The sequence below is a fragment of the Vibrio barjaei genome (assembly GCF_001639065.2).
GTDB classification, from domain to species: domain Bacteria; phylum Pseudomonadota; class Gammaproteobacteria; order Enterobacterales; family Vibrionaceae; genus Vibrio; species Vibrio barjaei.
The window spans coordinates 1-21130 of sequence record NZ_LQXO02000048.1 but is presented as its reverse complement, the minus strand read 5'-3'; the positions used below and the strand labels follow the sequence as shown (position 1 = coordinate 21130).

At 44.0% G+C, this 21130-nt stretch carries 17 protein-coding genes and 1 riboswitch; of the genes, 11 read left to right on the top strand and 6 right to left on the bottom strand.

The features are described from left to right. Positions 1 to 145 precede the first annotated feature (145 nt). Positions 146 to 1495, bottom strand: a complete 1350-nt coding sequence (gene lysC, locus AWH66_RS20325) for a lysine-sensitive aspartokinase 3 (RefSeq protein WP_063605311.1) — start codon at positions 1493 to 1495, stop codon at positions 146 to 148. 99 nt (positions 1496 to 1594) lie between these two features. Continuing rightward, a riboswitch (Lysine riboswitch) is annotated at positions 1595 to 1771 on the bottom strand. 199 nt (positions 1772 to 1970) lie between these two features. Between lysC and AWH66_RS20320 the strand changes: the two genes are divergently transcribed. Continuing rightward, positions 1971 to 3089 carry a pyridoxal-phosphate-dependent aminotransferase family protein gene (locus AWH66_RS20320; RefSeq protein WP_063605312.1) on the top strand — a complete coding sequence of 373 codons (1119 nt, stop codon included), beginning with the start codon at positions 1971 to 1973 and terminating at the stop codon, positions 3087 to 3089. Positions 3090 to 3168: 79 nt separating this feature from the next. On the opposite strand, the gene AWH66_RS20315 is transcribed toward AWH66_RS20320, so the two are convergent. The 3 genes from AWH66_RS20315 to pepA all read right to left on the bottom strand — a co-directional run bounded on the left by AWH66_RS20315 (position 3169) and on the right by pepA (position 8153). Continuing rightward, positions 3169 to 6027 (bottom strand): valine--tRNA ligase, encoded by a 2859-nt coding sequence (locus AWH66_RS20315; protein WP_063605313.1) that lies wholly within the window; start codon positions 6025 to 6027, stop codon positions 3169 to 3171. 98 nt (positions 6028 to 6125) lie between these two features. Further along, entirely contained in the window at positions 6126 to 6581 is a 456-nt protein-coding gene (locus AWH66_RS20310) for a DNA polymerase III subunit chi (RefSeq protein WP_063605314.1), read from the bottom strand. 63 nt (positions 6582 to 6644) lie between these two features. Next, a complete protein-coding gene (gene pepA, locus AWH66_RS20305) occupies positions 6645 to 8153 on the bottom strand; it encodes a leucyl aminopeptidase (RefSeq protein WP_006073199.1) in 1509 nt (502 codons plus the stop codon). A gap of 191 nt (positions 8154 to 8344) precedes the next feature. Here pepA and lptF point away from each other — a divergent pair, with 191 nt between their 5' ends. Then, positions 8345 to 9460 (top strand): LPS export ABC transporter permease LptF, encoded by a 1116-nt coding sequence (gene lptF / locus AWH66_RS20300; RefSeq protein ID WP_006073198.1) that lies wholly within the window; start codon positions 8345 to 8347, stop codon positions 9458 to 9460. 3 nt (positions 9461 to 9463) lie between these two features. Beyond that, entirely contained in the window at positions 9464 to 10534 is a 1071-nt protein-coding gene (gene lptG / locus AWH66_RS20295) for an LPS export ABC transporter permease LptG (RefSeq protein ID WP_006073195.1), read from the top strand. 52 nt (positions 10535 to 10586) lie between these two features. On the opposite strand, the gene AWH66_RS20290 is transcribed toward lptG, so the two are convergent. Then, the gene (locus AWH66_RS20290; RefSeq protein ID WP_063605315.1) at positions 10587 to 11048 is read right to left on the bottom strand and encodes a chemotaxis protein CheX; all 462 of its coding nucleotides are present in this window, start codon (positions 11046 to 11048) and stop codon (positions 10587 to 10589) included. An 8-nt stretch (positions 11049 to 11056) separates the two neighbouring features. Next, a complete protein-coding gene (gene zur / locus AWH66_RS20285) occupies positions 11057 to 11509 on the bottom strand; it encodes a zinc uptake transcriptional repressor Zur (protein WP_006073191.1) in 453 nt (150 codons plus the stop codon). Positions 11510 to 11977: 468 nt separating this feature from the next. On the opposite strand from zur, the gene AWH66_RS20280 reads away from it, so the two are divergent. From AWH66_RS20280 to AWH66_RS20245, 8 genes are all read left to right on the top strand, one after another. Continuing rightward, the gene (locus AWH66_RS20280; RefSeq protein ID WP_063605316.1) at positions 11978 to 13228 is read left to right on the top strand and encodes a magnesium transporter; all 1251 of its coding nucleotides are present in this window, start codon (positions 11978 to 11980) and stop codon (positions 13226 to 13228) included. A gap of 22 nt (positions 13229 to 13250) precedes the next feature. Then, entirely contained in the window at positions 13251 to 14513 is a 1263-nt protein-coding gene (locus AWH66_RS20275; RefSeq protein WP_063605317.1) for a hypothetical protein, read from the top strand. Between the two features lie 249 nt (positions 14514 to 14762). Next, positions 14763 to 15767: a tRNA dihydrouridine(20/20a) synthase DusA gene (gene dusA, locus AWH66_RS20270; RefSeq protein ID WP_083400086.1), complete on the top strand. Its 1005-nt coding sequence runs from the start codon at positions 14763 to 14765 to the stop codon at positions 15765 to 15767. Between the two features lie 165 nt (positions 15768 to 15932). Further along, positions 15933 to 16142: an envelope stress response protein PspG gene (locus AWH66_RS20265; protein WP_063605318.1), complete on the top strand. Its 210-nt coding sequence runs from the start codon at positions 15933 to 15935 to the stop codon at positions 16140 to 16142. Between the two features lie 100 nt (positions 16143 to 16242). Continuing rightward, positions 16243 to 16473, top strand: a complete 231-nt coding sequence (locus AWH66_RS20260; protein WP_031495170.1) for a hypothetical protein — start codon at positions 16243 to 16245, stop codon at positions 16471 to 16473. A 107-nt stretch (positions 16474 to 16580) separates the two neighbouring features. Then, entirely contained in the window at positions 16581 to 18434 is a 1854-nt protein-coding gene (locus AWH66_RS20255; protein ID WP_063605319.1) for an assimilatory sulfite reductase (NADPH) flavoprotein subunit, read from the top strand. Then, the gene (cysI, locus tag AWH66_RS20250; protein WP_063605320.1) at positions 18434 to 20167 is read left to right on the top strand and encodes an assimilatory sulfite reductase (NADPH) hemoprotein subunit; all 1734 of its coding nucleotides are present in this window, start codon (positions 18434 to 18436) and stop codon (positions 20165 to 20167) included. The genes AWH66_RS20255 and cysI overlap by 1 nt, the downstream gene beginning before the upstream one ends. Next, a complete protein-coding gene (locus AWH66_RS20245) occupies positions 20160 to 20933 on the top strand; it encodes a phosphoadenylyl-sulfate reductase (RefSeq protein ID WP_063605321.1) in 774 nt (257 codons plus the stop codon). The genes cysI and AWH66_RS20245 overlap by 8 nt, the downstream gene beginning before the upstream one ends. Positions 20934 to 21130 lie beyond the last annotated feature (197 nt).

The following is a 21130-nucleotide window of genomic DNA, read 5'->3' as shown; positions in this document are numbered from 1 at the left end:
CCACTCCGCCACTTATTAGAAAACCCGATGCGAAAGCGTCGGGTTTTTTATTGCCTGATGATATCCTATCTAACTCTCTATACTGTTCAATCTGATATAAAAAAGCCCCGTCTAACGACGAGGCCATTTCATTCGACCATTGCTATCATTCAAACAGCTCTTCATGAAGTGCTTTAACGGCTTGCTTTGCTTCGTCTTCATCTAATAGGAAGCATAAGTTATGTGGACTAGCACCGTAGCAGATCATACGAATATTAAACTCATCCAGAGTATCGAATACTTCAGCTGCAGAGCCTTTTGTCTCACTCATGTTGTTACCAATCAGCGCAACGAGGCTTAATCCTTGTTTGACCTCGACTGTACAGAGTTGCTCTAGTTCTTGTTGAGCTTGAACAGGAAGTTCTGGTGCACCGCCACACGTATCAGTTTGATCAAGTGTAAGTGAAACACTGACTTCTGAGGTAGTGACCAAATCAACAGAGATTTGGTGTTTTGCCAATACGGTAAAGACGTCCGCTAAGAAACCATACGCTTGGAACATTTTAGGGTTACGCAGTGTCACCATAGTTTGATTGTTACGTAGCGCCAATGCCCTAAATAGCGGCGCGCTTTCTACGGATTGTCGTACCCAAGTACCACCTTCTTGCGGCGCTTTTGATGAGCCGACAAACACAGGGATTTGGTGACGTAATGCTGGTAAAAGTGTTGAAGGATGCAGGATCTTCGCGCCAAAGTTCGCCATCTCGGAGGCTTCACTAAAGCTGATTTCTGGAATAGGGCGTGCATTCGGAGCGATACGAGGGTCCGTTGTATAAATTCCCGGGACATCTGTCCAGATCTCTAATCCCGCAGCCTCTACTGCTTCTGCAATAAGTGCGGCACTGTAGTCACTACCACCTCGACCAAGTGTTGTTGTTTCGCTATCATCATCGGAACCAATAAAACCTTGGGTGACGACAACGTGTTGCTGACACAAAGGAATAAGCTTCTCATCGGCTAATTGTTTAGTCGCTTCTAGGTTTGGTTCAGCTTTGCCGTAGTCGCTGTCTGTTTTTAGTACATCGCGAATATCAAAACGTACAGCGTCGACTCCGCGCTCTTGCATTAATCGAGTCAGAATATGAGTCGACATTCTCTCGCCACACGCCACTAGGTGATCAGTAAGCTTTGCCGATGTTGCAATAGAAGCCGCTTCGGATAAAGTCGCAACTTTTTCAATTAGTGCTTCAACACGATCCTCGATAGAAGAGGTGTCTTTGAGCTGCGACATAATGTCAGTATGGATAGTTCTAAGTTTAATGATGAGCTCTGCTCGGTGTGTTTCGTCTTTTACTCCATTCGCCAGCTCAACCAAAATGTTGGTGACTCCAGAACATGCGCTGCTTACAACCAGTTTCGTTTGTGGGTTGTTTTCGATAATCTCAGCACAACGGCTCATGGCTTCGAAGTTGGCGACGCTTGTTCCGCCAAATTTAGCTACATTGAATGCGCTCACAGTAATTCTCCAGGACTTCCAGTAGTAATAATAAGGTTGGTAACCCAACATCCGATGTTTGAAGAGAAAAATAGAGCGGAGGAATCCGAATAAAGAATGGACCTCAGAAGCTCTTCACCAATCACTTGGTGACAGTTAAAGGGATTCAGCCCGTTCAACCGACAAACTTAATCCTGCAAATTGAGTTCATCTCGGCACTGCTCCCCATCAGTAACATGTATAGAAGTTGCGGCTTCACATGATTACCTGCCTGGGCAGTGCTCCTCTTCCGCTGTAGCTTTTTAGTGGTTGCTACAGATAGTGTGTTTATTCAACGTTTTTGAGCGTGAAAAGTCAATGAAGATTCACAATTTAACCATAAAAAACTGAGTGGTTGGATGTTGCAAAAATGTTGATTTTTATTCCGTTGTGGAACAGACTGAATTTCCTTAGGATATTTTACTTATTACTACAATAAATCATTAAAGGATTGCCCATGACTATTTCTAGCTTTGTGCCCCCTCACCGTACGTTAATGGGGCCTGGCCCATCAGATATTTACCCACAAGTATTGCAAGCCTTGAGTCGTCCAACGATTGGACACCTAGATCCGCTCTTCATCGGTATGATGGATGAACTTAAAGTGCTGCTCAAGTATGCATTTCAGACACAAAATGACTTCACGATCGCCGTTTCAGCGCCCGGTAGTGCTGGTATGGAAACATGCTTCGTAAACCTCGTTGAGCCAGGCGATAAAGTTATTGTCTGTCGCAATGGTGTGTTTGGCGAACGTATGCGAGAGAATGTGGTTCGTTGTGGCGGTGAAGCCATTGTCGTAGAAGATGAATGGGGTGCGCCTGTTTCTGTGGCTAAAGTAGAACAAGCAATCGCCGAGCATCCAGATGCAAAAATAGTAGCGTTTGTTCATGCTGAGACATCCACTGGAGCTGTAAGTGATGCGCAGGCTCTAGGTTCGCTTGCTAAGCAAAACGATATGCTGACTATTGTTGATGCTGTGACATCTCTAGGTGGGGTGCCTTTATTGGTGGATGAATGGCAACTAGATGCAGTTTATTCCGGAAGTCAGAAGTGCTTATCCTGTGTGCCGGGATTATCACCAGTCACGCTTTCTCCAGCGGCCATCGAGGTAATCAAATCTCGCAAAACGACCGTTCAAAGTTGGTTCCTCGATCAGAGCTTGGTTTTGGGCTATTGGAGTGGAAAAGGGAAGCGCAGCTATCACCATACCGCGCCAGTGAACAGTTTGTACGCATTGCATGAGTCGCTAGTCTTGCTCAAAAATGAAGGACTAGAGAATGCGTGGCAGCGCCATAAAGACATGCACTTGTTGCTCAAAGAAGGGTTAGAACAGCTAGGGTTGAGCTTCGTCGTTGAAGAAGATAGCCGATTACCTCAGCTTAATGCTGTTTACTTGCCGGAAGGTGTTGACGATGCAGCAGTACGCTCTCAGCTTTTAGAACAGTACAACTTAGAAATTGGTGCGGGTTTAGGTGTATTAGCTGGTAAAGCATGGCGAATTGGTTTGATGGGGTATGGGGCCAGAAGAGAGAACGTTGCCCTATGCCTTAAAGCACTTGAAACGGTCTTGAAGTAATTCTTGAAATAATAGTTGTTAGCTAATAAAAAACCGAGAGCTAGGGTCTCGGTTTTTTATTATATGGATTTAGCTAAGCTTAAAGCGCGGCAATAGTTTGCTTTTGCTCTTCCAGTTTAACTAACATCTCTTTGTAACCTTCAAGTTTCTCACGTTCTTTTGCAACAACGGCTTCAGGTGCTTTGGCGACAAAACCTTCGTTACCAAGCTTGCCTTCGATACGTTTTACTTCACCTTGTGTCTTAGCGATTTCTTTCGCTAGTCGATCCAGTTCTGCATCTTTATCGATTAGACCAGCCATAGGAATCATAAGCTCAGATTTACCAACCAGTGCTGTGGCACATGCTGGAGTCTCTTCGCCAGCTGTCAGTACTTTGATGTCTTCAAGCTTAGCAAGAGACACAAGAACCGCTTTGTTCGCTTCTAGGCGAGCTGCGTCTTTATCGTCAGCAACTTTAAGCATGACGTCTAGCGCTTTGCTTGGAGCAATATCGTACTCAGCACGTAGGTTACGGATGCTAGTGATGAATGCTTTCACCCACTCAATATCGTCAAGTGCTTCTTGATTGAAGTTTGCTTCTTCAAACTGAGGAAGAGCTTGAAGCATGATCGTATCACCTTCAACACCATCAACAAGAGGTTTGACGCTCTGCCAGATAGTTTCAGTGATGTATGGTAGTACTGGGTGAGCTAGACGCAGTGTCTTCTCTAATACTGTGATCAGCGTGCGACGTGTACCACGTTGCTGAGCTTCGTTACCTTTCCATAGAACTGGTTTAGTCAGCTCTAAGTACCAGTCACAGAATTGGTTCCAGATGAACTCATAAATGGTGTTTGCAGCCATATCTAGACGGTAGTTGTCGATGTGACCGTTGAACTCTTTTGCAGCAAGTTCAAACTGAGACTCGATCCACTTGTCTGCAAGTGAATATTCAATCTCACCACCGTTGAAACCACAATCTTGATCTTCTGTGTTCATAAGTACGTAACGGCTTGCGTTCCATAGCTTGTTACAGAAGTTACGGTAACCTTCTAGACGCTTCATATCCCAGTTGATATCACGACCAGTAGATGCCATTGCTGCAAGAGTGAAACGAAGTGCATCAGTACCATAAGGTTCGATACCATTTTCGAATGTCTTACGAGTGTTCTTTTCAATCTTCTTCGCTAGTTGAGGTTGCATCATGTTGCCTGTGCGCTTCTCTACTAGAGACTCAAGATCGATACCATCAATCATATCGATTGGGTCAAGAACGTTACCTTTAGACTTCGACATCTTGTCGCCGTTCTCGTCACGGATTAGACCCGTAACGTATACCGTCTTGAATGGTACCTGTGGTTTACCGTTTTCATCTTTACAGAAGTGCATGGTCATCATGATCATGCGAGCAACCCAGAAGAAGATGATGTCGAAACCTGTAACCAGTACATCTGATGGGTGGAAAGTTTTCAGGTCATCAGTGTTTTCTGGCCAGCCTTGAGTACCGAATGTCCACAGTGCAGATGAGAACCAAGTATCAAGAACGTCGTCGTCTTGACGCAGAACAACAACTGGCGCTAGACCATTGTTCTCTCGCACTTCCTCTTCGGTACGACCTACATAAACGTTACCGTCGTTGTCATACCATGCTGGAATGCGGTGACCCCACCATAGCTGGCGAGAGATACACCAGTCTTGAATATCACGCATCCAAGAGAAGTACATGTTTTCGTACTGCTTAGGCACGAATTGGATTTCGCCATCTTCAACTGCTTTGGTTGCTGTCTCTGCTAGAGGTGCAGTACGAACATACCATTGGTCAGTTAGCATTGGCTCAATTATCACGCCACCACGGTCGCCATAAGGTACGGTCAGATCGTGATCTTTGATTTCGTCCAGAAGACCAAGCTCTTCGAACTCGGCAACGATAGCTTTACGAGCAGCGAAACGCTCCATGCCATGATATTTAGCTGGAAGCTCCGTTGAATACGCATCGCTTGCTTCACCATTTGTGGTGAATACTTCTGCTGTGTCACGAATATCTGCATTGAACGTTAGGATGTTGATCATTGGCAATTGGTGACGTTTACCAACTTCATAGTCGTTAAAGTCGTGTGCAGGTGTGATCTTCACACAACCTGTGCCTTTTTCCATATCAGCGTGCTCGTCACCTACAATTGGAATACGACGGTCTACGATAGGAAGCAGGATTTCTTTGCCGATAAGATCTTTATAGCGAGGATCTTCAGGGTTTACTGCAACACCAGTATCGCCCAGCATAGTTTCTGGACGAGTAGTTGCGACAACAATGTAGTCTTTACCTTCTGCTGTTTTTACGCCATCAGCTAGAGGGTAGCGGAAATGCCACATGTGGCCTTTCTTGTCTTTGTTTTCAACTTCTAGGTCAGAAATCGCTGTGTGTAGCTTTGGATCCCAGTTAACCAGGCGCTTACCACGATAGATAAGATCATCTTCGTATAGACGAACAAAGACTTCTTGAACGGCATTAGATAGGCCGTCATCCATAGTGAATCGCTCACGATCCCAGTCGACAGATGCGCCTAGACGACGAAGCTGTTTAGTAATCGTGCCGCCAGACTCGCCTTTCCATTCCCAGATCTTGTCGATGAAAGCTTCACGACCATAATCGTGCTTAGTCTTGCCCTCTTCAGCGGCAATCTTGCGCTCAACAACCATTTGAGTTGCGATACCAGCATGGTCAGTACCTACTTGCCAAAGAGTGTTTTTACCCTTCATACGCTCGGCACGGATTAGCGTATCCATGATGGTGTCTTGGAATGCATGACCCATGTGTAGGCTACCAGTGACGTTCGGTGGCGGGATCATGATGCTGTATGATTCTTTAGTCGTGTCACCGTGAGGCTTAAAGTAGCCTTTCTCTTCCCAAGTCTTATACAGAGCTTGTTCGATAGATTGTGGGTTATATGTCTTTTCCATAGCTTTCTGGATACTTACTTTAATCTGTGAAAGAAATTTGCCAAACCTTATAAATAAACGCAGGGAAATTAACGCTTACTTATAAGGATTGACCTTGATTAGGATTCTGAATGTTGAATCTCAATGGTTTGAAGCTGATAGCCCGCTTGACGGTAAATTTTATACCTTTCTCGCGCAGTTTGCTTAGCTTTTTCTTCGCAAGGGACGAAGTCTACCACTTGACCAAAGGACTGCGCAAAGGTTGCGTGACTATTCGCCAAATTTATTGCTAGTTGCCGATTCCAACTGGGTTTAAGGCCCTCGTGACCAATCTCTACCGGTGTACCATTTTTAGGTCCTTCGCCAATGAGATTGTGGGCAATAAATTGCTCAGGTATCACCTGCCAGAAATATTCAGCCAGCGACTCAGCTTCGGTTTTGTCACTGCAGTTAATATAGAGCTTGGCACCTTGCGCAGTAAAATGGCGACAGAGAAAATGCACATAGGCAAACCACCCCTGTTGAGAGGCTTGTTCAGAGTCTTCATTAATGATGTAGAAGGTTGCCGTATTCATGTGAAATATCGCTTTGCTCTGGTTATTGGTAAGCAATAAAAAAGGGCCTTTCGGCCCTTCTGTTTACTCTTCAGTCTCTTGGCCACTGCGGTTTAGCAAGAATTGGACAAGTAGCGAGACAGGACGGCCCGTTGAGCCTTTCGCTTTGCCTGATTTCCATGCCGTACCAGCAATATCTAAGTGTGCCCAGTGATACTTCTTAGCAAATCGAGATAAGAAGCAACCAGCTGTAATCGTACCGCCAGGGCGGCCACCAATGTTTGCCATATCAGCAAATGGGCTTGCTAGTTGCTCTTGGTACTCGTCTGCCATTGGTAGACGCCAAGCGCGATCGCCAGCTTGCTCAGAGGCATTAACAAGTTCATGTGAAAGTGGGTTGTGGTTTGAAATCACACCACTGATATGATGACCTAGCGCAATCACACATGCACCCGTAAGAGTGGCAACATCAACAACACATTCCGGCTCATAGCGTTCGACATAAGTTAATGCGTCACACAGAACCAAGCGACCTTCTGCGTCCGTATTTAATACTTCAACTGTAAGGCCAGACATCGTTGTGAGGATATCACCTGGGCGATAGGCATTACTGCCAGGCATGTTTTCACAGCCTGCTAGTACTGCAACCACGTTGATTGGTAGGTTCAGCTTAGCTAGCGCTTTCATGGTACCGAATACCGATGCTGCGCCACACATGTCGTATTTCATCTCATCCATGGCTTCGCCAGGTTTTAGTGAGATACCGCCTGAATCGAACGTTAGGCCTTTACCAACTAGAACAATTGGCTTCGCATCTGGATCCGGGTTGCCCTTGTACTCCATGATAGACATCATAGATTCATTCTTTGATCCACGACCGACAGCTAGGTAAGACGTCATACCTAGTTTTTCCATTTCTTGCTCACCAATGATCTTGGTTGAAATGGTGTCGTAATCGTCAGCCAAGCGACGAGCTTGAGAAGCAAGATAAGCTGGGTTTGCGATATTTGGTGGCATGTTGCCAAGATCTTTCGACGCTTTCACACCTGAAGCAATCGCTAGACCATGAGCAATCGCTTTTTCACCAAGATTTAACTCACGACGAGTAGGGACGTTGAATACTAGCTTACGCAGTGGACGACGTGTTTCTGGTTTACTACTCTTGAACTGATCAAAGGTATATAGACCATCTTTCGTTGCTTCAACAGCTTGACGTACTTTCCAGTATGTGTCGCGGCCTTTAACGTGCAGCTCTGTTAGGAAACATACGGCTTCCATAGAACCAGTCTCGTTCAACGTGCTGATGGTTTTTTGAATGATCTCTTTATATTGGCGCTCACCAAGCTCTCGCTCTTTGCCACAGCCAACTAACAGAACGCGCTCTGAAAGCACTCCAGGTACTTGATGCAGTAGCAGCATTTGACCTGGCTTACCTTCTAGGTCGCCACGACGTAGCAAAGAGCTAATATAGCCATCGCTGATTTTATCAAGCTGCTCTGCAACCGGAGAGAGACGACGTGGCTCAAATACGCCAACGACGATGCATGCACTGCGCTGCTTCTCTGGACTGCCACTTTTAACACTAAACTCCATGCGTACTCCTACATCCTAAAGACAAATAGAACTAAATGTTGGATAATCGATTCTTAATGCTTGAATCCTATGAGCCATTTCGGCCTATAATCTAAAGATAAGAATCGATCAAAAAAGTAAAAAATAAAAGGTTTACCCGAAAACTATAGCGATTCAATCAAAAAAACAAGTTTTGTATAGGTGTTTTCACTGTGATTATTGTTAGATATTTGATCAGAGAAACAGTTAAGAGCCAATTAGCCATCTTTTTAGTGCTCTTTTTAGTGTTTTTCAGTCGTCAATTTATCCAAGTGCTTGCTGATGCTTCCGATGGAGATATTCCTGCTGGTCTGATTATGACTTTGGCGGGTATTAGTATGCCAACAATGGGACTATTGATGTTCCCATTGAGTATTTATATCGGAATCCTAGTTACTTTCGGGCGTTTATACGCAGAAAGTGAAATCACGGTAATGAATGCGACCGGGATAGGTAATAAGTTTCTTATTCGTGCGGCTATGTATTTAGCGGTACTGACCACTTCTCTAGCGGCGTTTAATGCGTTCTGGTTAGCCCCTTGGACTCAAGAACAAGAAGTGCAGATTCGTGAACGGCTTGCATCGGAAAACTCGGTGGAGCTTTTGCAAACGGGTAGCTTCCAACGAACCCCTGACGGTTCTTCGGTTGTCTTTATTGACAGCATAAAAGATAAAAAGCTAACCAATGTCTTCGTTGCTCAGTTAAATCCAAGAGATTCGGTGTTACCTAGTGTGATATCGGCGAAATCTGGTGATGTAAAAGAGTTAAGTGATGGTCGACAGGTGATTGCGCTCTATGACGGTGTTCGTTATGAGGGTGTGCCGACTCGTCTTGAGTATATGGTTACAGAGTTTACCGATTATGAAGGGGTCATTGGGCAGCGCGAAGTCCAACAGCGTGGGCGTTCTTGGATGGCCATACCCACTATGGAGTTATTGGGTAACCCTGATCCTAAAGCGCAAGCCGAGCTCCATTGGCGAATCTCCTTGGTGGTATGTATTCCATTATTAACCATGCTGGTGGTGCCTTTGTCGGCGGTAAACCCAAGGCAAAGCAAGTTTGCCAAAATGGGGCCAGCAATCTTGGCTTACTTCGCTTATTTTATGGCGATCAGTGCAATGAAATCGGCGCTAGAAGATGGAGCTTTTCCGTCGTACATTGGATTATGGCCAGTAAACTTTGCATTGCTGCTTGCCGCGATCGGTGTCAATACTTGGGATACGGTCGGTGTGAGAAAATTCAGAGAGAAACTGCGTCGTAAGCGCATGCAAAGACGAGAGGTAGCTTAGAGCGTGTTTAGAATACTAGACGTTTACGTGGGTAAGACAATCATTACCACTATCATATTAGTGCTCTCGGTTTTCGTTGGCTTATCTGCGGTGATCAAATTTGTCGAACAGCTTCGCTCAGTTGGCGAGGGGAGCTACACCATGCTGTCGGCATTGTACTTTGTGATATTAGGGATGCCGCGTGATATTGAGCTGTTCTTCTCTATGGCTGCGCTACTTGGCTCCTTAGTCGGCTTAGGTATGTTAGCGAGCAGCTCCGAGCTTGTTGTTATGCAAGCTGCCGGGATTTCGAAGCTACGTATTGGTCTTTCAGTACTTAAGACGGCAGTGCCTTTGATGGTGGTAGTGATGGCATTAGGGGAGTGGGGGGCACCAACTACTCAGCAAATGGCTCGCGATTTGCGCCTTCAAGCGACATCCGGAGGTAGCATTGTATCGGTTAGGAACGGCGTCTGGGCTCGTGATGCGAATGACTTCATTTTTATCTCTAAGGTCAACGGCGAGTCTGTTGAAGGATTGAATATTTGGCGCTTCGGTGAGAATAAACAGCTCAAAGAAACGGTGTTTGCGGAATCTGCAGATTATCTAGGCGATAATCGTTGGGAGATGCACCGAATTCAAATTACAGACATGAAAAACGATGAGGCATTATCAAAAGAGACGCTCGATAAGCAAGTTTGGGAAACTTCACTGGTGCCTGACAAGCTAGCGATTGTTACTGTGGATCTTAATGAGTTGCCGTTAAGTGGATTGTGGGATTATACCCAATACTTGAAAGACTCTGAACAGGATGCATCTCGCTATGAACTGGCATTTTGGCGTAAAGCGACACAGCCAATTTCGGTCGCGGTAATGATGCTAATGGCACTGTCTTTTGTGTTTGGTCCTTTAAGAAGTGTAACTATGGGTGCGCGTATTCTGTCTGGTGTAATCGCAGGCTTTACGTTTTACATTTCGAGTGAATTCTTTGGGCCTGTTAGCCTTGTTTATGGGATGTCGCCGTTGTTTGGCGCCTTAGGGCCTAGCTTGGTGTTTTTAACCATAGCCATGTTGCTCCTGCGCAGAAAACTATAATAAAAGAGGCTCCAACTGGAGCCTCTTTTATTTTGTCTAAGTGAAAGCGAGTTTACTCGAAGCAAATCTCGATAAATGCATTACCCCATTCAGAGGTAAAAGGCATGATGATGATCGCTCCATCGCATTTATGTCTGATGGTATGTCCTTTACCCGAGACAACCACTGGAGTTGCCATATCAAAGTCGAAACCACTCTCAGCGAGAATTCGTTTTGCACCACCTGTGACCATATTGGTGATTTCACCGACCATATCGGTCACTTCTTCATTGAGACCGTGTGGTCTCTCGCCGAGCATGTTTTGCATGATTTCGAGAGCAAGACCCTCTTCAAATGTGATCGACATTGAACCACGAGTTTGGTTGCCTACCATCCCTATAAGACCAGATACATCCCCGCGAGCAATCTCATCTTTCTTAATTCTTGGTTTTAATGGTTTGATTTCCATCGTCGCCATGGTTTTTAGCACATTTATTAAGGAGGCTAAAAACGGGTTTACAAATTCAGCGCGCATAACTTCTTCTATTTATTTTCAACTTCCAATGATGAACACGTCTGACAAATGCCATGAGATTCAATAACGTGATTGGAGAACTGGAAGCCATGTTTTTCAACGTTACTATTCAACAAGGCTATCAGAATATCATCTTGTAGTTCAACGACATTGCCGCACTTATCACAAATCAATAAATGAGAGTAGTGCTTATGCTCACCAAATGAACAGCATGAGATAAAGCTATTAGTTGATTCAACTCTGTGAATAAAACCTTGTTCTAAAAGAAAGTCTAGAGCGCGATACACGGTAGGCGGCTTTGCTTTTGGCTCACTGACTTTAAGCTGTTCTAATAATTCATAAGCACTAGAGGCCTTCTTATTTTCGCAAATAAGCTCATAAACAGTTCGACGCTGAGGAGTGAGTCGCACACCTCTTGCGGAACAGATATCTTCCAATTGTTGTATTAGCTTTTGATTCACATGGTCACCTGTCTTAGCGAAGTCCGACTATTTTATACTAATTCCCCACGTAGATCGTTAGTAGGCTGACTCGAATTATCGTATTGACTGATTCATCACTTTATTCTGCTGGTGGCTCTGAACAATAGGGTGAAATATTTTGCAACATCAAAGTTGCCAAGTTGCATATTCACACTATTGACTATGAGGGGGTAGATACCTACCATGCGCCCATATTTTCACAGGAGAAATATTATGGAAAACGACAGTCGAAGGTGGATTACTAGCTCAAGAGCGCGGATCTTATTGGAGTAATATGGACTAAACATTGCCACCCCCTTCACCTTTTCCCGCCCTCCTAAAATGACGTTGGTTTCTTTCTCTGAAACTCAAACGTTATCTTGTTAGTAACCACCTGAAAATGAATTGTTTTGTCTATTGCTCGAATGGAGCAAGGGACCGTCATATCTAATAAAAAGGTGCGTTATCATGACCATTACTAACACAGTAAACGAATACAACTATCACCAAACTGTTAGCTTCGAGTCTGGTGCGACTCAAGTAGATTTCACTCTTTTTAATCATTGGATTGAAATGCATGAGATACAAAAGCTTAACCAACATTTTAACGCTGAATACATTCAGCAAATGCTCTGTTTTACTCAGCAGTTATCGGCAGAGTCGCTTCAACGTCTTTATTCCCTTGAGGGGTTCGACTATCAGCAAGATGTAGAGCAGTTTCTTCAAGCACGGCATCCAGTTATCCATGCCGTTAACTCCGCAGCAATGATAGTGCTCTATCATGATATGTCAGTAAAGCAGGCGAAAAAAGCATTGAACAGCCTGTATGTTGAGTTTGCCTGTCTTACCATCGTCGATGATATGGGACGCTTTATGGGCTTAATTAAACTGGATATTCTGTTTAAGTCTCAACCCAATTTAAAACTGTATGAGATTGTACAGCAAGCCATCAGCTGTCATTTCAGCGCATCACAAGAACATGCTGTGGCGCTACTCAAACAAAGTCGTTTTGATGTTGTACCAATCTTAAATAGTCAGGGGCTTCCTGTCGGTTTGCTATCGGCTAAATCGGCGATAGATATCGTTACAGAAGAGCAAACTGAAGACATGGAACGATTGATGGGCATTCAGCAAGATGGTCATGTCGGCGACTATATGAGCCTGTCTGTTATGGAGCATGTGAGTAAGCGTATTGTCTGGGTAATAGGCTTAGCCATATTGGGTTTGTTATCCGGTATGGTGATCCATAGTTATGAAGATGCAATTGAAGCGTTTACGGTTTTGGCCTTGTACATGCCAATGATAGCGGACTCTGGTGGTAATGCTGGTACGCAGTCTGCGACTGTGATGGTGCGCTCTCTGGCGTTAGGAAGCGTCAAGCTGCGTGACTGGCTGTCAGTGTTGTGGAAGGAGACACGCATTGCCATTGTTATTGGTGGTGCACTGGCTGTTATTACTTTAGGGAAAGTGAGTTTACTGTCTTATGGCGTTGAGTTGCCGGCGAATCTGACATTAACCATGTTGGGCTGTGCAATTGGCTTAGCACTCTTCTTCCAAATAGTCTCTTCTACCGTTATTGGCGCTATGCTGCCTATGATGACTAAACGACTCAACCTTGACCCTGCCGTTGTCGCTAGCCCAGCGATAACCACCATCGTTGATATTGGTGGACTGCTAATCTATTTCTTCTGTACTACTCGATTACTCGGTTTGTCTTAACCTCAGAGTAGGAGTTGTCATCATGAATATAGAATGGAGAGCGAGCAACGATATAGTGGTGTCCCAGATGCTACGAGGTGGTGAGGTTGGAACCATAGATATCAAGATCTATATGGATGGCCAACGTTATTCAGTTGCAGATTTCAGTGAGGAGGCAATGGATGATCTGTACCGTTCAATATTCCTCTATCACAACACTGATAGTCTATTAACTGAAGAAGCTCGATTGGAGTTCATTGCTCTGGAAATGGGTCACTGGTGTCCTGTAACTGAAAGTAAACTAGTGGAATGGCTAACGTCGTTCCATACTGCGATACGTGCACGGTGTCTTTCGGTTTGTTGTGAGTCTGGATACCCTGGCGTGCCATCTTTGTGTTGGCAGGTGGAGCGAGTAAATTATAAGTTTGCTCTTCTGTTTGAGCGTTGCCCATCGGCGCGCTCATTACATCAACGCTTGTTAGTCATCGCATGCCAAGAGCTGTTAAAACTCTATGAAAGGTTGAGAGAAAATCACGCAGAGCTGTCATCGCAATCTGTGTTGAACTGTCTTTCTCGACTTTTGTTTGAACGCAACCATATTGCAGGCTGGCGTCCATACGAACAGAGAAAGAAAGCATATCGTGGAATGGGCTACCATGATGAACTCGAGGAGTTTGCCTCCAGTTGGCCTGCATATCGGCATGAGCACTTGTGCACTCAGCGCCGTGCATCCGTAAACCACCTAATAACCATTGCTTTAAGCAGCATGCTCGCTATGTCAGTCGTGTTAATGTTCAATGTTCATCTGATGAAACTGGATGAACATTTGACTTTGAGTCTACTGATATTGATCTGCTTGCTTTATGGTGGACGTGATGTTGTCAAAGAAGTTCTCAAAGTAAAGATCACCAAGCAACTTAACAAATTTAATTTCTACCGAAGATATAAATTAATTCGACCTGGAAGTTTTCGAATCATTGGCAAGCGAAAAACTCGGATGCAGTCTCAATTAAGCCCGCATAAAACATCATCTAAGCTGTGTTTGCAAAAAGCGGAGAGTATCTCTGTTGCCAAAAGACTTAGTAAACATTCGATATCAGTGTACTGCGAGACTCAAATATCACTCAGCAACTTAGATAAATATCGTAAGACGCAGCATTTTAGAGTGCTAAATCAACAAGGGGAAAGTGAACGTACACCGATACGAAATAACCGTGATTTGCATATTTGTATCCAAATCACTCAATCAAATAGAAACACAATAACAAAATCGTTTCGTTGTAGTGATAAGGACAACAGTCGTTAGTTTGAAATAAAACCCGCAAGCTAGTTCGAATTGGCTGGCGGTTTTTAAAGCGCAGTTGTTGGTCGTTAGACATGACGGTATCTGCGTTGGTTCGATGATTAGCTACTTCGCTTTCTTTTTGAAACTCCTTCGCTCTCTGTGTATGATTGGCTGCTTTTTCTTGATGACGATAACCGCTTTATCAAGGAAGCATGGAAAATTCCACGATATTCAAAGCGGATTTGATGGGTAAAATTATTAGGTAAAACAATGACCAAGCCAGATAACACAAGTAAATTCCAATCAAACCGTTTATCCGTGGCACCGATGCTCGATTGGACAGATAGACATTGCCGTTACTTCCATCGTCTATTGTCATCGCAAACGCTGTTGTATACCGAAATGGTAACAACAGGTGCGATTATCCACGGTAAAGGTGACTTTCTTGCGTATAACGAAGAAGAGCATCCGGTGGCGTTACAGTTAGGTGGGTCTAATCCTGCGGACTTAGCGACGTGCGCGAAGCTTGCAGCGGAACGTGGGTATGATGAAATCAACCTCAATGTGGGCTGCCCTTCGGATCGAGTTCAAAACGGTCGTTTTGGTGCTTGTTTAATGGCGGAGCCAGAGCTGGTGGCAGAGTGTGTTGCGGCGATGAAAGAAGTAGTTGATGTTCCAGTAACGGTGAAAACACGTATTGGCATTGACGATCAGGACTCTTATGAGTTCCTGACGCGATTCGTCTCTCTTGTCTCAGAAAAGGCAGGGTGTGAACAATTTACTATTCACGCGCGTAAAGCTTGGTTAAGCGGTTTGAGTCCAAAAGAAAATCGAGAGATTCCACCACTGGATTACCCACGTGCTTATCAAATTAAGAAAGATTTCCCTCACTTACAGATCGCAGTGAATGGTGGAGTGAAGACCCTTGAAGAGTCTCTTGAACATCTGAAGCATTTAGATGGTGTCATGATAGGCCGTGAAGCGTATCAAAACCCTTATATTCTTGCGCAAGTTGACCAACTAATCTTTGGGCTTGATGCTCCAGTGAAAAAGCGCAAGCAGATTGTTGAAGAGATGTATCCATACATTGAGAGACAGTTAGCGAACGGCTCGTATCTTGGTCATATTTCTCGTCATATGATTGGTTTATTTCAGGCGATGCCTGGTGCGAGGCAGTGGCGTCGTTACATTAGTGAAAATGCTCACAAGAAGGGTGCTGGTATTGAGGTGCTCGAAACTGCACTAGCGAAAATACCTGCGGAACTTGACGTGTAAAATACCAACTTATTGGTCAATAATACCAACTCCTATTGTGCTCAGTGCCAATAGGAGTTTTTTGTTTTTATAAGTTTTTGATTTTAAATACTTATAATAGTTGGAACAGTTCCTGCTATACCAAAGTTAGGTCGTTAAAGAAGTCACAAGCACGTAGGAGGTGTTATGTTTGAACTGATTTTCGTATTGGTATTTTTGGCTACACTGGTAATGACAGGTGTAACAGTGATGACAGTAACACTGGCTGTGGTTGTTTCGTTCGGTGTGATGTTTATGTTGGGAATGGTCGGCATCGTCTTCAATTTACTTCCGTATATTATCGCGTTCCTTATTGCGATTTGGTTGTATAAGAAAGTGGCAGCACCATTAAGTTAACAAAATAGCAACAAATATCCCTACGGATTAAGGCGTAATTGCTATAGTTAGTGTATGGCAACTAGGTACAGTAGCTACGCCGAGATTTCTGGAGGGAACCATGACAATGACTGAGTTAAAGCACCTATACCATCAGAACTTGTTAGCCGAGGCGATCATAGAACCGTCTTCTTCTGATGAAGGTTGGATTGTTGAGTTTCGCCACAAGCAGGGCGGTTTTCTTATGTTAACTGATATTCATGGTGCTGAATGTCAGTATAACGATCTTGATAAAGCGTCTAAGTCTGCCTTGGCCGTTGGCTTTACTGAAGTTCGAATTGAAGCTAAGTAATCCTTTCTCTTCTTCCAAAAAGTTATAAAACATTCATATCTATTCTTTCTTGTTATTAAGGTGGTTGGTTAATCTATCGTCACGCAATGATTAGGGATGTCGTGACAATGTCTTCAAATGTAAAACAGTCATCAAATGGCAATACACAACCACAAGAGCTACCTAATGTAGCTGCACCATTAAATGACCAACAGATCTCACAACTTCAACAAGCTTCGAGTAATTTATCTTCCAACCAACTTGCTTGGGTGAGTGGATACTTTTGGGGGTTGAGTCAAGCGCAAGCTCCTACTCAGCTGACCCCTGTAGCAAATGCAGTGAATACAGCAACAGCTTCCGTACCCGCTGGAAAACTGTCAATTATCTTTGCTTCACAAACTGGTAATGCGAAAGGTGTTGCGGAAGAGTTGAAACAAGAAGCGAGCACTTTAGGTATTGATGTCGAGCTGTTTGATGCGAGTGACTACAAAGGTAAAAACCTAGCAAAAGAAACGCACGTTATTATCGTTGCTTCGACTAATGGAGAGGGTGAAGCGCCTGACAATGCTATTGAGCTGCATGAATTTCTACAGTCCAAAAAAGCACCAAAGCTTCCAAACTTAAAATATGGTGTGATTGGTTTAGGTGATTCAAGTTACGAGTTCTTCTGCCAAACAGGTAAAGACTTTGATTCTTTCTTAGCGAAGCTGGGGGCAACCTCATTTATTGACCGAATTGACTGTGATGTCGACTATGATGCGCCAGCTGGAGAGTGGCGTGCGAATGCTTTAGAAAAAATAAAAGCTGACCTCGCATCTCAAGCAGCAGAGGTTGTAACGCTGCCGGTTGCTAATAATACCGCTGCGGTAACCTACACCAAAAAGAACCCATACACAGCTACGTTACTTACTAGTCAAAAAATCACCGGACGCGATTCTGGCAAGGATGTTCGTCATATCGAAATAGATTTAGAAGGCTCAGGTCTCACGTATCAACCAGGCGATGCTCTAGGTGTATGGTTTGAAAATAACAGTCAATTGGTTGATGCGCTGCTAGCACAAGCTGGTTTGTCAGGCATTGAAAGTGTCGATGTTGACGGTGAAAGTCTGTCCCTTCGTTCTGCGCTGATTCGCCATTATGAAATTACTGCTGCGAACCCTCAATTGGTTAGCCAGTACGCTGAGCTTTCCAGCAGCAAAAAGCTGCTTAAGTTAGTCGAAGACAAAGATAAGCTGCGAGAGTACGCGGGACGTACTCAGGTATTAGACGTATTTAAAGAGAAGAAAACCAAACTTGAAGCATCACAGTTACTGTCATTGCTACGTCGTCTAACTCCTCGCCTTTACTCTATTGCTTCTAGTCAAGAAGAAGTGGATGAAGAAGTGCATCTAACAGTTGGGCTGGTGGAGTATTCTGCTGGTGAGGAGAATCGCTACGGTGGTGCTTCGTACTTCTTGTCTCGTGATCTAGAAGAAGGCGCAGAAGTAAAAGTATTTGTTGAACACAACAACAACTTTAAGTTGCCAGAAAATGGAAATACCCCAGTTATTATGATCGGCCCAGGCACAGGTATTGCGCCATTCAGAAGTTTTATTCAACAGCGTGATAATCAGGGTGATAGTGGTAAAAACTGGCTGTTTTTTGGAGATCGTACCTTCACACAAGATTTCCTTTATCAAGTCGAATGGCAAAAATACCTTAAGTCGGGTGTCTTAAGTCGTTTAGATGTGGCGTTTAGCCGAGATCAACATGAGAAAGTCTATGTGCAACACCGCCTATTAGAGCAAGGTGAACAAGTGTGGCAATGGCTTGAAGAGGGGGCACATATCTATGTATGTGGTGATGCGAACTATATGGCTAAGGATGTACACAACGCACTGCTAGAGATTACTAAGGTGCATGGTGGAAAATCACTGGAGCAAGCCGAAGAATTTGTCAGCGAACTAAGAAAAGCAAAACGTTATCAGAAGGATGTGTACTAATGAGCAAGCAATCAGCGACTATTCAAGAAGTATTAGGTCAAGAATTAGGACCGCTATCTGATAACGAACGCCTGAAACGCGAAAGTAACCTGCTTCGCGGTACGATCGAAACGGATCTGCAAGATCAAATAACGGGCGGCTTTACAGCGGATAATTTCCAGTTGATACGATTCCACGGTATGTATCAGCAAGATGACCGTGATATTCGAAATGAGCGAGCTAAGCAAAAGCTCGAACCTCTGCATAACGTCATGCTACGAGCAAGAATGCCGGGTGGTGTTATAACGCCAATACAGTGGCTTGCCATTGATAAATTTGCAACAGAGCATTCTCTTTATGGCAGCATTCGTCTGACTACTCGTCAAACGTTCCAGTTCCATGGTGTATTGAAGCCGAACATTAAGTTGATGCACCAAACCCTGAACTCTATTGGTATTGACTCAATTGCTACAGCCGGAGATGTAAACCGAAATGTCTTGTGTACGACTAACCCTGTTGAGTCTGAGTTACATCAAGAAGCGTATGAGTGGGCGACTAAAATCAGTGAACATTTACTACCCAAGACTAAAGCCTATGCTGAGATCTGGTTGAACGGTGAAAAAGTAGAAACAACGCAAGAAGATGAACCGATTCTAGGTAAGAACTATTTGCCTCGTAAGTTCAAAACCACCGTCGTGATACCACCGCAAAATGATGTAGACGTTCACGCTAATGACTTGAACTTTGTTGCTATCGCAGAAGAGGGCAAGCTTGTCGGCTTTAATGTGCTGGTGGGTGGCGGCTTAGCGATGACACATGGTGACATCAGTACTTATCCAAGAAGAGCAGATGATTTCGGTTTTGTACCACTTGATAAAACTCTTGAAGTGGCTGCTTCAGTGGTGACGACACAAAGAGACTGGGGTAACCGTTCTAACCGTAAAAATGCCAAAACCAAATATACATTGGATCGTGTAGGTATTGATGTCTTTAAAGCAGAAGTAGAAAAGCGCGCTGGCATCAAGTTTGAGCAAAGTAAACCTTATGAGTTCACAGAGCGTGGCGATAGGATTGGTTGGGTTGAAGGTATTGATGGTAAGCACCATCTAACGCTATTTATTGAAAATGGACGTCTACTAGATTTTCCGGATAAACCGTTAAAGAGCGGCATCGCAAAGATCGCTGAAATTCATAAAGGCGATTTTCGAATGACGGCCAATCAAAATCTTATTGTGGCTAAAGTATCCAAATCCAACAAAGCCAAGATAGAAAAGATAGCGCGTGAACATGGCTTGATGGATGACACAGTATCAGAGCAGCGCAAAAACTCGATGGCTTGTGTTGCTTTCCCTACGTGTCCTCTTGCGATGGCAGAAGCTGAACGTTTTTTACCAAGCTTTGTTACTGATGTGGAAACTATCTTGGATAAACATCAGATCGATAAGGAAGAGAGCATTATCTTACGAGTCACTGGATGCCCTAATGGTTGCGGACGAGCAATGTTGGCTGAAATAGGGCTGGTGGGTAAGGCTCCGGGTCGTTATAACCTGCATTTAGGTGGTAACAAAGCAGGGACTCGTGTTCCTAAGATGTATAAAGAGAACATCACCGAAGCGCAAATCCTAGAAGATATCGATTCGTTAGTTGGTCAGTGGGCAGAACAACGAGAAAGTGGTGAGGCCTTCGGAGACTTTGTCATTCGAGCGGGCATCATTCAAGAAGTGAAAGTATCGAAAAGGGACTTCTATGCTTAAACTCCAAGAGCACTCAACATTAAAAGATTTACTTTCGCTCACCAAAACCGAACAGATCCTAAAACTGGCGGAGCTTAATGCAGAACTGGAACAGCTCAATGCAGAGCAAAGAGTTCGCTGGGCGTTTGAAAATCTACCTGGACAGCATATCTTAAGCTCGAGTTTTGGTATGCAAGCTGCGGTTATGCTTCATGTGGTTAGTCTGGTTCGTTCGGAAACTCCTATCGTGTTAACAGATACGGGTTACTTATTTCCTGAAACCTATCAATTTATTGATGCGCTTAAGGAGAAGTTAAACTTAAACCTACATATATATAGAGCAGAGTTGTCACCGCAATGGCAAGAGGTAAGATACGGAAAACTGTGGGAACAAGGTCTTGAGGGAATCAAACGTTACAACCAAATGAATAAAGTGGAGCCGATGAGGAGGGCTTTAGAGGATTTGGGTGTTCAGACTTGGTTTTCAGGATTGAGAAGAGAGCAGTCGGAGAGTCGAGCTAACTTGCCCGTACTAGCTATTCAAAATGGCAGATTTAAGTTTCTTCCTATTATAGATTGGAGTGACGACCAGATTGATACTTATTTATCGGAACATGGCTTGAGTTACCATCCGTTGAAAGACCAAGGGTATCTTTCTATTGGTGATACCCATTCGACGGAAAAGTGGAAGCCAGGAATGAAGATAGAAGAAACTCGCTTTAGCGGCTTAAAACGAGAATGTGGTTTACATGAAGATGACGTCGAACAAGATGGTTCAGGAATCTAGAGTAAATCGGTTATTAAAAAAGGAGGGGAAACCCTCCTTTTTTAATAACTCTGTGGATAACTTGTAATTAAAATAAGGATAAAGTGGGATAAATAAAGCTTTGAATGAAAAAGAAACGCTTAGTCGTTATTTTTGTATTTTTTCCTAAAAAACGCTTGCCAATGTGATCCGGATCTCTATAATGCGTCCTCACTGAC